This is a genomic window from Ruegeria sp. BA2, from assembly GCF_056539605.1.
In genome coordinates, this window is record NZ_JBQFVE010000013.1 from 24,549 (window position 1) to 38,377 (window position 13,829).

13 protein-coding genes and 1 tRNA gene are annotated in these 13,829 nt (G+C 56.6%); 2 read left to right on the forward strand and 12 right to left on the reverse strand.

Going from position 1 to position 13,829, the window contains the following annotated elements; genetic code table 11:
- Positions 1-13: 13 nt before the first annotated feature.
- The 6 genes from ACR0NN_RS20455 to ACR0NN_RS20480 form a co-directional block, all read right to left on the reverse strand.
- Positions 14-880, reverse strand: a complete 867-nt coding sequence (locus tag ACR0NN_RS20455) for an alpha/beta hydrolase family protein (protein WP_480685421.1) — start codon at positions 878-880, stop codon at positions 14-16.
- A 78-nt stretch (positions 881-958) separates the two neighbouring features.
- Positions 959-1,582 (reverse strand): LysE family transporter, encoded by a 624-nt coding sequence (locus ACR0NN_RS20460; protein ID WP_170723696.1) that lies wholly within the window; start codon positions 1,580-1,582, stop codon positions 959-961.
- A 106-nt stretch (positions 1,583-1,688) separates the two neighbouring features.
- The gene (locus ACR0NN_RS20465; protein ID WP_170723697.1) at positions 1,689-2,129 is read right to left on the reverse strand and encodes a TetR family transcriptional regulator C-terminal domain-containing protein; all 441 of its coding nucleotides are present in this window, start codon (positions 2,127-2,129) and stop codon (positions 1,689-1,691) included.
- Positions 2,130-2,214: 85 nt separating this feature from the next.
- A complete protein-coding gene (locus tag ACR0NN_RS20470; RefSeq protein ID WP_170723698.1) occupies positions 2,215-2,493 on the reverse strand; it encodes a hypothetical protein in 279 nt (92 codons plus the stop codon).
- A 324-nt stretch (positions 2,494-2,817) separates the two neighbouring features.
- Complete coding sequence (locus ACR0NN_RS20475; RefSeq protein ID WP_170723699.1) at positions 2,818-5,100, reverse strand: adenosylcobalamin-dependent ribonucleoside-diphosphate reductase; 2,283 nt, start codon at positions 5,098-5,100, stop codon at positions 2,818-2,820.
- A gap of 26 nt (positions 5,101-5,126) precedes the next feature.
- Positions 5,127-5,232: transfer RNA gene (locus ACR0NN_RS20480), tRNA-OTHER, on the reverse strand.
- A 126-nt stretch (positions 5,233-5,358) separates the two neighbouring features.
- Between ACR0NN_RS20480 and ACR0NN_RS20485 the strand changes: the two genes are divergently transcribed.
- Complete coding sequence (locus ACR0NN_RS20485) at positions 5,359-5,790, forward strand: DUF1489 domain-containing protein (protein WP_170723700.1); 432 nt, start codon at positions 5,359-5,361, stop codon at positions 5,788-5,790.
- Here ACR0NN_RS20485 and hisG read toward each other — a convergent pair.
- The 3 genes from hisG to hisS are packed head-to-tail and all read right to left on the reverse strand — an operon-like array spanning position 5,787 to position 9,052.
- Positions 5,787-6,476, reverse strand: a complete 690-nt coding sequence (hisG, locus tag ACR0NN_RS20490; RefSeq protein ID WP_170723701.1) for an ATP phosphoribosyltransferase — start codon at positions 6,474-6,476, stop codon at positions 5,787-5,789. The genes ACR0NN_RS20485 and hisG overlap by 4 nt on opposite strands.
- Positions 6,473-7,561, reverse strand: a complete 1,089-nt coding sequence (locus ACR0NN_RS20495; protein ID WP_170723702.1) for an ATP phosphoribosyltransferase regulatory subunit — start codon at positions 7,559-7,561, stop codon at positions 6,473-6,475. Before ACR0NN_RS20495 ends, hisG begins: the two co-directional genes overlap by 4 nt.
- 3 nt (positions 7,562-7,564) lie before the next feature.
- On the reverse strand, positions 7,565-9,052 hold the full coding sequence (gene hisS, locus ACR0NN_RS20500; RefSeq protein WP_170723703.1) for a histidine--tRNA ligase: 1,488 nt from the start codon (positions 9,050-9,052) through the stop codon (positions 7,565-7,567).
- Between the two features lie 125 nt (positions 9,053-9,177).
- Here hisS and ACR0NN_RS20505 point away from each other — a divergent pair, with 125 nt between their 5' ends.
- Complete coding sequence (locus ACR0NN_RS20505; protein WP_010443294.1) at positions 9,178-9,372, forward strand: SlyX family protein; 195 nt, start codon at positions 9,178-9,180, stop codon at positions 9,370-9,372.
- Between the two features lie 3 nt (positions 9,373-9,375).
- Here the strand turns inward: ACR0NN_RS20505 and ACR0NN_RS20510 are convergent, their stop codons facing one another.
- From ACR0NN_RS20510 to dnaE, 3 genes are all read right to left on the reverse strand, one after another.
- Positions 9,376-9,738: a YmgD family protein gene (locus ACR0NN_RS20510; protein ID WP_170723704.1), complete on the reverse strand. Its 363-nt coding sequence runs from the start codon at positions 9,736-9,738 to the stop codon at positions 9,376-9,378.
- Between the two features lie 2 nt (positions 9,739-9,740).
- Positions 9,741-9,953 (reverse strand): YMGG-like glycine zipper-containing protein, encoded by a 213-nt coding sequence (locus ACR0NN_RS20515; protein ID WP_480685424.1) that lies wholly within the window; start codon positions 9,951-9,953, stop codon positions 9,741-9,743.
- A 72-nt stretch (positions 9,954-10,025) separates the two neighbouring features.
- On the reverse strand, positions 10,026-13,526 hold the full coding sequence (gene dnaE / locus ACR0NN_RS20520) for a DNA polymerase III subunit alpha (RefSeq protein ID WP_170723705.1): 3,501 nt from the start codon (positions 13,524-13,526) through the stop codon (positions 10,026-10,028).
- Between the last annotated feature and the right edge of the window lie 303 nt (positions 13,527-13,829).

Sequence of the window (13,829 nt, forward strand, 5' to 3'; positions counted from 1 at the left end):
GTTTCATTTCCCGCTACGGGCAAATCTTCAAGAATTGACTAACTATCGCAAGCAACTCTAACTGAAATGCAGCGCGATCAAACCCAATCGGATCCTGTGATGGCAGAAACTGAGGGCGAGTCATTTGCGGAGGAAATGGGCTCTGGAATGAGAAATGACCGGCACCCGGAATAGCTTTGTGCGTGAGAAGATCTGATCGCTGCAAGCCTGAGGAAAGAACGCCTGCGTGGAACTCAGAGGTGACTTCGTCCAGTTCAGCCGTGAGCATCAGCGTCAGGGTATCAAATTCTGAAAGTGAATCCGCGCCCTGAAACCACGGAGTTGCCGGTGCAAATACCACAACCGACGCAAAACATGTGCGTTCAACACCAATTTCTTCTGCTTTGCCGGATTGTGTTTCATGTGGTCCAGCATATGGCTTGGCACCAGCGGCCGCCAACACGGTGTAACCGCCGATTGAATGTCCGATACCGTGCGTCTCGGTGATGTAAGGCCCAAACTCTTCGGAGCGGCATAGGTGCTCCACACACAGTTTCAGCTGTCGAGGGCGGTTGATGAGGTTCTCCTGAGTACTATCCAGGCTATTGTCAGATCGGCTTTTTCCCACATGCTCCGGCAGAATGACAAAAGCACCCATCGCTGCAAGCCCCATGGCCAAGTCCCGGTGAACCCAAGGCGATCCACCATTGCCATGCGACATCACGATCAGCGGAGCTTTGACAAGTGTGGGCGCAGCATCTCGCGCTGCGGTGAATGCATAAGGTCCGACCTTCTGCGGTGCCGTTTTTGCGTCGCAGGGGTAGAACAAAACAACTGGTATCGGTCCAGGCCCAGCTGGGTCAGGCACCAAAAACTGGCGCATGCCGGTGTTTGATCTCATGGATTAAACCCTGTTGATTTCGCCGCCGCGATTATCAGTCTTCTAACCGCATAACTGCCAAGCCAAATGGCATTTGGCCTACTTTGACGCCGATGCGAGCGCCGCTCCGATTCCCACAAACGCGCCACCGGTGATCCTGTTGAACCATCGCCCGCTTCGGGCAAGCCAGGGCGCAATGCGCTGCGCAAATCCTGCCAGTAAAAGCTCATAGACAACCTCAACGAGTACGAACGTTCCGCCAAATACAGCGAGCTGTAGCAGGAAGGGCGATCCCGCGACCATGAACTGTGGAAGGAACGCAGCAAAGAACAAGAGGCCCTTTGGGTTAGAAACGGCGACAAGGAATCCCTGCTGGAACATCTTATATGACCCGATATCATTTGCTCTCGCCAAACCGGTTGCCGCACCAAAATCGGGGGGTGCGGAGCGCCAAACCCGAATACCAAGATAGACGAGATATGCGGCACCGATCCATTTCGCGACGAGAAAAGCGCGCTCCGATGCAGCGAGCAAAGTGCCAAAGCCAGCCAGAGAAATCGCGATCAGTAGGAAGAACCCAAGCGCTCCGCCCAAAACGGTGGAAACAGTCGGGCGGAAGCCGTAACAGGCCCCATGTGTCAGGGACAACAACCCATTCGGACCAGGGGTCAGGGATAATCCAACCGCAGCAGCCAAATAAACCAGCCATAGTTCGTACGTCATTTCATGCCTCCAAATCCGCCATAGCGACCTTTTTCTCGCCAATCGCCTCGCGCAACCGGTATCCTCGGCGTTTGATTTACCAATACACACTGGTATGTGCCTGAATTCATTTTTCGTCCTCTCGCTTGAGCAAGCCCCGCATTAAAATGCTTGCATGGTCTCGCTTGAATTTTTCCACATCCATGGGATCAATTTCGCTGAAAATCAGGCTCCAGATACCTGCAAAAATTACTGGCGCAATAATGGTCCGCGGATCCAAACCTGAAGCCTGTTGGCTGAGCTCGCCACGCTCGACCCCGGTGCTGATCAGGCGGCGCAAGGTCGCGTCACCTTTTGAAAAAATCTCACGATGGTAGAAGGCAACGATTTCAGAGTGATCGTGACCTTCGGCCACCATGACCTTGAAAATGTAGCGCGCGTCACCCGCAACAAGCTGATCGTATAACCGGTCGATGACCTTCTCAAAGAGTTCCTCATGAGCAGCCTCATCTGACTGGTCCAAATTGATTGTTAGTGCATCGACATACGGAATCTTCGACCACGCCACAGAGCGTCACACTGAACCGAGAACTGGTTTACTTGATTGTGTGAACGTCAGATTGGTCTACACGCCAGTTTCACGCCTTCCGGCCTCATTCGTCTTGTAGCTCAGAGCCCGCTTCGGGGCGGAGAAGTACAGACAATACTCGGCGGTGAATACGATCTAGATCGTAATCGGTTAGTTCTAATCCCTCAGTCATCCGCGCTTTGAATGATTGAAAGTCTCCGCGAGTAATCTCGTCACGGTTTTTGTCGTCTCCGGCGAGTTGCTGCGCGAGTTTTTCCTTTCGGAAGTCCAGCAGAAAACGGGAAAATCGAGCGTTCAATTCGGAGTACTGAGGGGACTCCTCGATAGGCGATTTGTTTTTCATCAATTCGGTATCCGATAGCCATGGAACTGCCCGAGCGGTTTTGCTGGGCAAGTACAACATTCTGGTCAGCTTTTGCGTGTGACGCGTATGAGACGATTTGGTTCCATGGCCACAGTCTTGAGATTTTCTGGTCTTGGTCAATAGCGCGAATGTTATCGACGGTCGCCTAACGCAGAACAATCTCAGAACTCTACAGGAATCTTTTTTATTTTATTTCAAAGTCTTAAGAATCTGCGGGCATTAAAGACCGTTCAAATGGGCGCAAAAATCAACCTTATGGGCTATTTATGCCCACCCACACAACTAAAAGGCTAAATCACTATATCACCCACATTTAGAGTGCCCACAGCTTCGGCACGTCATACAGCCCTCGATCATAACCATGTCGAACTGTCCGCAAGAGGGGCAAGCTTTACCGCGTGGGGCATCCATGTTGACGACTTGAGCCCGAGGATCAGATTTCAGCCCCATGCCTTCGCCCTCAAGGAAATCGATATTGACCATGTGTTGCTCGATCACTCCGCCGATTGCGGCCAGAATAGAAGGAATGTACTTGCCCTTGACCCAAGCGCCGCCGCGCGGGTCGAACACTGCTTTCAATTCCTCAACCACAAAGGACACGTCGCCTCCGCGCCGGAAAACAGCTGAAATCATCCGCGTCAGGGCCAATGTCCAGGCGTAGTGTTCCATATTCTTCGAATTGATGAACACTTCGAACGGGCGGCGGCGGCCGCCGATGACGATGTCATTGATGGTCAGATAGATTGCATGTTCACTGTCCGGCCACTTAAGCTTGTATGTCGAACCTTCCAGAGATTGCGGGCGGTCCAACGGTTCGGACATATAGACCACTTCGCCGCCATCGACCTCATGTGGAGCATCCGCGCTTTCACCCGGAGCCTTGTCATCACTTTCCGAAACTGTCAGCACCGAACCCGTCACGTCATTCGGGCGATACGTGGTACAGCCTTTGCAACCCTGATCCCAGGCCTGCATGTAGACGTCCTTGAACGCGTCAAAGCTGATGTCCTCGGGACAGTTGATCGTCTTTGAAATTGAGCTGTCGATCCATTTCTGCGCCGCCGCCTGCATCTTGACGTGATCGGATGGGCTCAGCGTCTGTGCATTGACAAAGAACTCGGGCAACTCGGCGTCACCGAATTTGTCGCGCCACATCTGCACGGCGTAATCCACCACCTCTTCTTCGGTGCGCGAGCCATCCTTTTGCAGCACCTTGCGGGTATAGGCGTAGGCAAAGACCGGTTCGATCCCTGACGATACGTTGCCTGCATAAAGCGAAATTGTGCCCGTCGGCGCAATTGAGGTCAGCAAGGCGTTACGTATACCATGTTCGCGGATTGCCTCACGCACATCTTCATCCATCTGCTGCATCGTACCGCTGGCCAGATAATTCTCGGCATCAAACAGCGGGAAAGCGCCCTTTTCCTTCGCCAACTGCACCGACGCCAGGTACGCGGCGCGCGCGATCGCGTGCAACCAGCGCTCGGTCTGACGCGCCGCCTCGTCCGAGCCATAACGCAGGCCCAGCATCAGCAACGCATCCGCCAGCCCGGTTACGCCCAGACCGATCCGACGTTTGTCTTGCGCCTCGGCCTCTTGTTCGACCAGAGGGAATTTCGACGCGTCGACCACGTTGTCCATCATCCGCACCGCAGTACCGACCAGCTCTTTCAGAGCCTCTTCGTCCAAATGCGCCGCATCCTCGAATGGTTTGGCCACCAGCCGCGCCAGATTGACTGAACCCAAAAGGCAGGCACCATAGGGCGGCAGGGGTTGCTCACCACAAGGGTTGGTCGCAGCGATGGTTTCGACATAGTTCAGGTTGTTGGCCTGATTGATACGGTCGATGAAAATCACGCCCGGCTCAGCATAGTCATAGGTGGCCTGCATGATCTTGTTCCACAGATCACGCGCCTGAACGGTGTGATAGACTTTGCCGTCGAACACTAAATCCCACGGACCGTCGGCTTTGACGGCCTCCATAAACGGATCGGTCACTAGTACCGACATATTGAACATACGCAGGCGGGCCGGGTCGGATTTCGCGGTGATGAACTGTTCGATATCGGGGTGGTCGCAGCGCATGGTCGCCATCATCGCCCCCCGGCGTGAGCCTGCAGACATGATCGTCCGGCACATGGCGTCCCAAACATCCATGAAACTCAGCGGACCAGATGCGTCTGCCGCGACGCCTTTCACATCCGCACCGCGCGGACGGATGGTCGAGAAATCATAGCCGATCCCCCCGCCCTGCTGCATGGTCAGCGCAGCTTCTTTCAGCATATCGAAGATACCGCCCATGCTGTCGGGTATCGTTCCCATCACAAAGCAGTTGAACAGGGTCACCTGACGCGCAGTACCCGCTCCGGCAGTGATGCGACCGGCAGGAAGGTATTTGAAATCCTCCAACGCCTCATAGAACTTGTCTTCCCAATGCGCCGGGTCTTTTTCCACCCGCGCCAGGTCTCGGGCGATGCGCCGCCAGCTATCTTCAACCGTCTGATCAATGGGTGTGCCATCCGCCTGTTTGAAGCGGTATTTCATGTCCCAGATCTGCTCGGCGATGGGGGCGGCAAAGCGGCTCATTGGTGCTCCATATCACAAAAAGAGTTTGGTCGCGGCGACGGGACTTGAACCCGCATCCTCCTCACCGTAGCCTATAGGTGCGAACCATGACTACTCGAAAGCAAGGCGCTCTGTCCTTTGAGCTACGCCACGTTACCGTCGATTCGTCGACGGATCTCTACATTACAGCAGTGCAATTCTAAACCACAACACCTTGATGACAAGCGCATGAGGGCTACAATATAGGGATCATCCTTGGGACGACTCTGTGGGAAAACTGTGGATAAGTACGTAAACCTCATCAAACTTTCGGTTGGATCGGAAAGCGTCGACACGCTGATGGCGTGGCAGGACAGCCGCAAGCCGCTCTATGAGGACGGCTGCCCGCGCCATGTCACCCGCATGTGGCCCAAGCGTGAGGCTGAAATTTTAAACGGTGGATCAATCTATTGGGTGATCAAAGGCGTGATCCAGTGCCGGCAGCGTATCCTGCGTTTGGACGAGGTGCGCGGTGAGGATGGCGTTCGCCGCTGCGCCATCGTTCTTGACCCTGAAGTGCATCGCACACAGAATGCTTTGAAACGGCCATTTCAAGGATGGCGCTATCTGAAACCCGAAGACACGCCCGCCGATCTGCCTAAGATGCGCGAGCAGGACGATGCCCTGCCCGATGACCTGAACCGTGCTTTGGCCGAAATCGGGGTGCTTTAGGACAGTCGATCCAACAACTCGTTCAAAACCGCCTTTTCACCCGCATCATATTTCGCGACACGGCTGCGCCACAGGGTCGCCTGCGATTGCAGGATCAACCCGTCCGACAGGATCTTCAGGTGGTTCGCGCGCAATGTTTCCCCAGTCGAGGTGATATCCGCAATTGCCTCGGCGGTTTCATTGACCACGGTGCCTTCGGTCGCGCCTTGGCTGTCGACCAAAGTGTAGTCAGCCACGCCTGCATCGGTCAGGAATTCCCGGACCAAACGATGATATTTGGTCGCGATCCGTAACCGGTGTCCGTGTGCTCTCCGAAAACCTGCCGCTGCTGCATCCAGATCATCCAGACTATCGACGTCGACCCAGCAGGCCGGGGTTGCGATAATCAGGTCGGCCTTGCCGAACCCCAGCGGTGCGATCTCTTCTACCTGTTGTTCCCAACGTGGCAGTTTTTCTTGAACCAGATCGATACCAGTCACACCCATATGAATGCGTCCGGCCGCCAATTCACGCGGAATCTCACCAGCTGAGAGAAGGATAAGCGAAACACCGTCGATCCCGTCGACCTTGCCCGCATATTCCCGATCCGATCCACTGCGCGACAAGGTGATACCGCGTTTTTCAAACCACGTGAAAGTCTTGTCCATCAACCGGCCCTTCGAGGGCACGCCTAGTTTCAGGCTCATTGCACACCCTCCTCGACTTCCAGCATCAGGTCTGGACGGATCACACCCCCGATCGCCGGAATCTCTGAGCCGCCACCCAACTGTCGAGTCAGCGCGTCATAGCGGCCCCCGGTTGCGACCGGGGGCAGATCAGGGCGGCCTTCGGCGTAAAATCCAAAGACAAATCCATCGTAATATTCCATCGAGGTTCTGCCGTAAGACGCTTCGAAATCCAACCGGCTCACATCGATACCCCGCGCTTGTAACGCAGCAATGCGGGCTTCGAGCCGATCCAGAGCAGGAGTAATCTGCGGCAAATCAACCGCCACGTCGCGCAGCTGTTCCAATGCAAAGGGCATGGTCTCTCGCACGTTCAGCAGCGTTTCCAACCCGGCCAGTTCATTGTCCGAAATCGGCGGGGCAGCCCGGTCTTCGCGCAGCGCCTCGATCCGCTCAAGGATTTCGGGTGCGCGGCGCTTGCCGATCATCGGCGCGTCTATTGCCAGAGGATCAGCAGCGTCCAACAGCGCATCGCGTCCTTCAGGGCCCGGCTTACCGCCAGAATATCGATCCAGCAAAACGCGGAACCGGCGCGGACGCCACAGATGCCGCATAAGCGCGGCTTTACGACGCTCGGTTGTCTTCAGCCCTGCCACGGCTGCGGTCAGAATACCGATATCACCCGTCGCAGCACGCAAAGGCAAACCGCGCAATTGCAAGGCAAACAGGGAAAATACTTCGGCATCTGCCCCAGCCGGATCTTCGCGATCAAAGACCTCGTACCCGACCTGAATGTATTCGTTGGCCCGGTCCGGGTCATGCTCCTGTCGGCGAAAAACCTCACCCGAATAGGTATAGCGCGCAGGCTCGGCCCCTTCTGACATGTGCATCTGCACGACAGGCAGAGTGAAATCCGGGCGCAGCATCTGCTCGCCTCGCAATGCGTCCGACGTCACATAGGCACGCGCACGGATATCTTCACCATATAGGTCAAGCAGCGTTCCGGCCGGTTGCAGCAGAGGCGTATCGACGACCTGCGCACCCGCGGCTTCGAACCGGACGCGCATCATCGCGGCACGCGCCTGTATTTGGGAACGGTTCGGCATCGATCAGTCCTGACTGTCCAAAATCTCGCGCACTTTTGCGACCAGCTCGCCGCGCGGCACCTCAAACTGGCTGGGGCGTTCTTTCCATTCCTCGAGCGTGGCGCTTTCGGCGATCTTGGCGCCAAGGATCAAGTCCTTGATCTGCACGATGCCCTTGGCCTTTTCGTCACCACCTTCGATTACCGCAATGGGTGAGTTCCGCTTGTCCGCGTATTTCAGTTGGTTGCCAAAGTTCTTGGGGTTGCCCAGATAAACCTCAGCCCGGATACCTGCATTGCGCAGCTCGGCCACCATCGCTTGATAGTCGGCCATCCGGTCACGGTCCATCACGGTTACGACCACTGGGCCGGTGGCTTGCGCCGCAATCCGACCCTTTTCTCGTAAAGCGGCCAGCAAGCGATCAACGCCAATGGATATACCCGTCGCAGGCACTTCTTGCCCAGTGAACCGTTTGACCAGATCGTCATATCGGCCACCACCCGAGACGGACCCGAATTGCCGTTTACGACCTTTCTCATCGAAAATCTCAAACGTCAGTTCGGCCTCATAGACCGGACCGGTATAATAGCCGAGGCCACGCACGACCGAAGGGTCAATCTCGATCCGGTCCGAGCCGTATCCGCCCGCAGCCAGCAGCGCACCGATCTGTTCCAGCTCGGCAATCCCGTCGGCGCCGATCTTGCTATCGCCAACAGCAGCTCGAAGGTTCGCTATGGTGCCTGAGGTATCAGCGACCTTGGAAGTCAGGAAGGCAAGCACCGGCTCGGCCTGGTCATCGCTCAGGCCCACGCCGTCGATGAACGCGCCCGATGCATCCAGGCGGCCCCTGGTCAACAGTTCACGCACGCCAGCCTCGCCAACCTTGTCGAACTTGTCGATTGTGCGCAAAACGTTGTCGCGGGCAGCGGCGTCTTCGCCCAGGCCCATCGCCTCAAGCACGCCGTTCAGAACCTTGCGGTTGTTGACCCGTACCAAATAGTCACCGCGCGGGATGCCAACGGTTTCCAACGTGTCCGACAGCATAGCGCAAATCTCGGCATCTGCGGCCATCGAGGCCGTGCCAACTGTATCCGCATCACACTGATAAAACTGGCGATACCGCCCCGGTCCCGGCTTCTCATTCCGCCAGACCGGACCCATCGCATAGCGGCGATAAGGAGTCGGCAGATCGTTGCGGTGCTGCGCATAGACGCGGGCCAGAGGTGCGGTCAGGTCATAGCGCAGCGCCATCCAGTCGCCATTGCCGCCTTCATCAAACTCTTGCCACGCGAACACGCCCTCGTTCGGGCGATCCACATCCGGCAGGAACTTGCCCAGCGCCTCGACGGTTTCAACCGCGCTGCTTTCCAGCGCATCAAACCCGTAACGATGATACACGCCCGCAATCGTCCGCAGCATCTCGGTGCGCTGCGTGACTTCCTCGCCGAAATAGTCACGAAACCCTTTCGGCGTTACGGCCTTGGGGCGGGGCTGTTTCTTGGGCTTGGCCATGTGGGGCGTCCTTGGGATTTAGTGTTCCGCGCGCGGTCTATCCCATGGTCTGTTTCGGGGCAAGGCGGGGTTTGACTGGTCACTGGCTGCCGAGGCCGCTAAGAGACGCCTATAAGGAGAGCCCCATGCAGCATCTGGAAGAACAGATCGCCCATCTGACCCGCACGGTCGAAGAGTTGAACTCGGTCGTCACAAACCAACAGAGCGAGATCGACCGCCTGACCCGCCGCGTCGAGATGTTGCTTCAGCGCGAGGCGGAACGGGCACAGGAAGGCTCAGGTGGCGTTGTTTTCGGCGACGAACGCCCGCCACACTACTGAGGCTCACAACCCCAGCGTCGATTTCACCGCGCTATCGACCACACCGCCCAGCAGGGCGTTTTTGTCTGCGGCACAACCCTCGGATAGCGCAGCGATGAAGGCTTGCCGCAGCTGCGTCTTTTCCTCATCGGTGGATGCGTGCTCTTCGATGTTGATCTGGCGGTTGTAAAGTGACAGGGCCGTCATCTTTCCAACGACTTCAACTACAAAAGCTTCGTCGCCGTCGGCCTCTTCGGTGATTGAGGCGCAGGTGTAGTGCATCACGGGCAAGGCGTCCTGCACCATTTGCTCGGCAGCGTCGTCAGCCAACGCAAATGTCGGCGCAAACAAAAGGGAGGCGAAAACAATAGGTTTAAGCTGCATCATGTTCACTTCCAATTATGTCCAATAATCGCGCCAGCCACACCGCCGATCGCAGCACCCTTGCCGTCTCCGACCAATGCGCCGACACCGGCACCGATCAGCGCGCCTTCGAGCGTCTTTTTCTTCTTTTTGTCATCCGCAAATGCGGCAGTTGCTACGGCAAGCGAAAGTGCCCCTGCCAAGACCAACGCCTTGGAGCCCATACCTGAAAGTGCCAAATCAATGCCCTCCTGTATCACGTATCAAATCAGCCTAGCCCCGTAGAAACGCCGTGGCAACAAACCCGGTTGCTAGATCTCTTCGACCGACATGATACCGTCCAGCGATTTGATTGCGCCTTTGATCTGCGGGGTGATCGGGAAATCCTGACCCAATTCCATCTCGACCTCTCCCGGCAATGCCGGGTCAAGCAGGCACAGTTGGATCGGTCCTTTACCAGCCCCCTTGGCTGCAGCGCTTGCATCTTCCAGCACCTTTGCCACAGTCGGCAAGACATCTGGCTGATCGAGATAGATCCGCAAGCCTGTTGCCCCGGCCTCGGCCACGACCGCATCGACCGGGCCGACGGATCGACCCAATAGCTTAAGCTGATCGGCCTCCATAGTCGCCTCGGCGGTCAGAACCACCTGCGCGCCGGTTTCCAGAAACTCGCGCGATTTCTCGAGCGTTTCCGAAAACAATGTTACCTCATAGGCACCGGAGGGGTCAGAAAGCTGGGCGAAGGCAAACCGGTTACCACGGGCAGATTTCCGTTCTTGTCGTCCAGCAACAACACCGGCCATCTTGGCGATCAGCGGGCCCGAGCGCGCCTTTTCCATCACCTCATCCAAGGTCAGCACCTGCTTGCGCTTGAGTGCGGGCATATAATCGTCCAGCGGGTGGCCTGAGAGGTAGAATCCGATGGCCTTGAATTCCTCGCTGAGGCGTTCTGCGGGCAGCCAGTCAGGCGAAGGTGACAGGCGCGGTTCCGGCAGGTCATCGCCAGCTTCGCCAAACAAAGATACCTGGTTCGAGTTTTTCTGATCATGGATTGCCGCCGAATACTGCACCAACGGATCGAGGCTTTCGAAAACACGGCGGCGGTTTTTGTCCAACTCATCAAACGCACCCGCACGGGCCAGCATCTCTAGCGGGCGCTTACCGACCTTTTTCAGATCAACACGGCGGGCAAAGTCGAACAGGTTGACGAAGGGTTTGTCTGCCCGCCCTTCAACCACGAGGTTCATCGCTTCGACACCCACATTCTTGAGAGCGCCCAGCGCATAGACCAATTGCCCTTCGTGAACATCGAAGGTCGCCTGAGACCGGTTCACGCAAGGCGGCACATACGGCAATTCAAGCCCCTTGCGGACCTCTTCGAAGTAAACCGCCAGCTTGTCAGTCAGATGGATATCGCAATTCATGACGCCCGCCATGAACTCGACCGGGTGGTTCGCCTTTAGCCAACCGGTCTGATAGCTGACCACTGCATAGGCCGCCGCGTGGGATTTGTTAAAACCGTAGTTGGCGAATTTCTCGAGCAGGTCGAAGACTTCGCTGGCCTTCTTAGCATCCACGCCATTCTCGCCAGCGCCTTTCTCAAATTTCGGGCGCTCGGCATCCATCGCCTCTTTGATCTTCTTACCCATCGCACGGCGCAACAGGTCGGCACCGCCAAGGCTGTACCCAGCCATGACCTGTGCGATCTGCATCACCTGTTCCTGATAGACGATGATGCCTTGGGTTTCCTCAAGGATATGGTCGATCAGAGGATGGACGGATTCGATTTTCCGCAGGCCATTCTTGACCTCGCAATAGGTCGGGATGTTCTCCATCGGACCGGGACGATACAACGCCACAAGCGCCACGATATCCTCGATGCATGTCGGCTTCATCCGCTTGAGCGCGTCCATCATGCCCGAGGATTCCACCTGAAACACTGCGACGGTCTTGGCGGCGGAATAAAGTTTGTAAGTCGCCTCATCATCCAGCGGGATGGCGTTGATCTGGTTTTCGGCCCCTTCGGCGGGTTCGTAAAGCTCTGTACCATCTGCCGCGATGTGCAAATCGCGCCCGGATTTGAAGATCAAATCCATCGCGTTCTGGATCACGGTCAGCGTTTTCAGGCCCAGAAAGTCAAACTTCACCAGCCCGGCCTGTTCCACCCACTTCATATTGAATTGTGTGGCAGGCATATCAGAGCGCGGGTCCTGATACAAAGGCACCAGCGCGTCCAGGGGACGATCCCCGATCACAACCCCCGCCGCGTGGGTTGAGGCGTTACGCAGTAGCCCCTCGACCTGTTGGCCATAGGTGAGCAGACGCTCCACAACCTCTTCGCTGCGGGCTTCTTCGCGCAGCCGCGGTTCGTCTTTCAGCGCTTTTTCGATTGAAACGGGTTTCACCCCCTCAACCGGGATCATCTTGGACAAGCGATCCACCTGCCCATAGGGCATCTGTAGCACCCGTCCGATGTCGCGCACGGCGGCCTTCGACAGAAGCGCACCAAAGGTGATGATCTGCCCCACCTTATCGCGCCCGTATTTCTGCTGCACATAGCGGATCACCTCTTCGCGGCGGTCCATGCAGAAGTCGATATCGAAGTCAGGCATCGAGACCCGTTCCGGATTCAGGAACCGTTCGAACAGCAGCGAATAGCGTAGCGGATCAAGGTCGGTGATTGTCAACGCATAGGCCACCAGCGAGCCCGCACCCGAACCCCGCCCCGGCCCCACTGGAATGTCGTGGTCCTTAGCCCATTGGATAAAGTCGGCAACGATCAGGAAATAGCCCGGAAAGCCCATACCTTCGATGATGCCCAGCTCGAAATCCAACCGTTCCTGATATTCCTCCGGCGTCACGGCATGCGGGATCACGGCCAAACGTTTCTGCAAACCCTCATTAGCGATCCGGCGCAGTTCGGCGACCTCATCATCAGCGAATTTCGGCAGGATCGGATCTCGGCGATAGGCCATGAATGCGCAGCGCTTGGCGATCTCCACCGTGTTCTCGATGGCCTCGGGCAGGTCGGCAAACAACGTCACCATCTCTTGCTGCGACTTGAAATAGTGCTGTGCGGTCAGGCGGCGGCGGCCATCCTGCTGGTCAACATAGGCACCCTCGGCGATACAGATCAGCGCGTCGTGGGCCTCATACATATCAGAGGTCGGGAAATAGACGTCATTGGTTGCAACCAGCGGCAGGTTCTTGGCATAGGCCATCTCGACATGGCCGCGTTCGGTCAGGCGTTCGGCTTCGGGCTGTCCGTCTTCGCCGGGATGGCGTTGCAGTTCAACATACAGGCGTTCAGGGAACATGCGTGCCAAGCGATCCATCAACGCCTCGGCTGCGGGGCGCTGGCCTTGCTGCAACAGCATGCCAACCGGCCCATCAGGGCCACCTGTCAAACAGATCAAACCATCTGATCGGTCTGCCAATTCCTCCAATGTGACTTGAGGCAACTGCCCACCCTTGTCCACGTAAAGGCAAGAACTGAGCTTCATCAGGTTCTCATACCCCACCTCGGATTGCGCCAGCAGAACCAAGGGCGCAGGCGCTTTGGGTTTCTCCCCCGGCTGCGCCTGTAGGTAGGTCAAATCGACCTGACAGCCCATGATCGGCTGAATCCCCGCCCCACTGGCCGTGACGGAAAACTCCAACGCCGAGAACATCGAGTTGGTGTCTGTCACGGCGACAGCAGGCATCTCCAGCTGTTCGCAAAGGCCAGGTAGCTTTTTCAGCCGCACAGCGCCTTCCAGCAGAGAATATTCAGTGTGAACGCGGAGGTGAATGAATCGAGGATTACTGCTCATACCCGGCACGCTACCTCAGCCAGCGCCGGTGAAAAAGTAGGAACCGTTGCATTGAAACGCCTAAAAAATCGCCATCGATTATTCGGCTTTTTCAGAAGGTGCTTCCGAAGGCGCGATACCCCCATTCCATAAAATACTTTAGTTTCAAGTAGCTGAGTATTACACATTGAGGGCATATCACCACTAAACGGGCTAAATGGTGTATCGCTCAGGCAGTTTTTCTTGCCAGATCGGTCACGCTGTTTCTAACATCCTAGGGCAAGCTAACGCCCGCCACTCTTTCTACGTCGCATCGAAGGAGGG

Coding starts and splice junctions, on each gene's coding strand:
- ACR0NN_RS20455 (WP_480685421.1), bottom strand. CDS start 880: ATGAGATCAAACACCGGCATGCGCCAGTTTTTGGTGCCTGACCCAGCT.
- ACR0NN_RS20460 (WP_170723696.1), bottom strand. CDS start 1,582: ATGACGTACGAACTATGGCTGGTTTATTTGGCTGCTGCGGTTGGATTA.
- ACR0NN_RS20470 (WP_170723698.1), bottom strand. CDS start 2,493: ATGAAAAACAAATCGCCTATCGAGGAGTCCCCTCAGTACTCCGAATTG.
- ACR0NN_RS20475 (WP_170723699.1), bottom strand. CDS start 5,100: ATGAGCCGCTTTGCCGCCCCCATCGCCGAGCAGATCTGGGACATGAAA.
- hisG (WP_170723701.1), bottom strand. CDS start 6,476: ATGAGCCTGAAACTAGGCGTGCCCTCGAAGGGCCGGTTGATGGACAAG.
- ACR0NN_RS20495 (WP_170723702.1), bottom strand. CDS start 7,561: ATGCCGAACCGTTCCCAAATACAGGCGCGTGCCGCGATGATGCGCGTC.
- hisS (WP_170723703.1), bottom strand. CDS start 9,052: ATGGCCAAGCCCAAGAAACAGCCCCGCCCCAAGGCCGTAACGCCGAAA.
- ACR0NN_RS20505 (WP_010443294.1), top strand. CDS start 9,178: ATGCAGCATCTGGAAGAACAGATCGCCCATCTGACCCGCACGGTCGAA.
- ACR0NN_RS20510 (WP_170723704.1), bottom strand. CDS start 9,738: ATGATGCAGCTTAAACCTATTGTTTTCGCCTCCCTTTTGTTTGCGCCG.
- dnaE (WP_170723705.1), bottom strand. CDS start 13,526: ATGAGCAGTAATCCTCGATTCATTCACCTCCGCGTTCACACTGAATAT.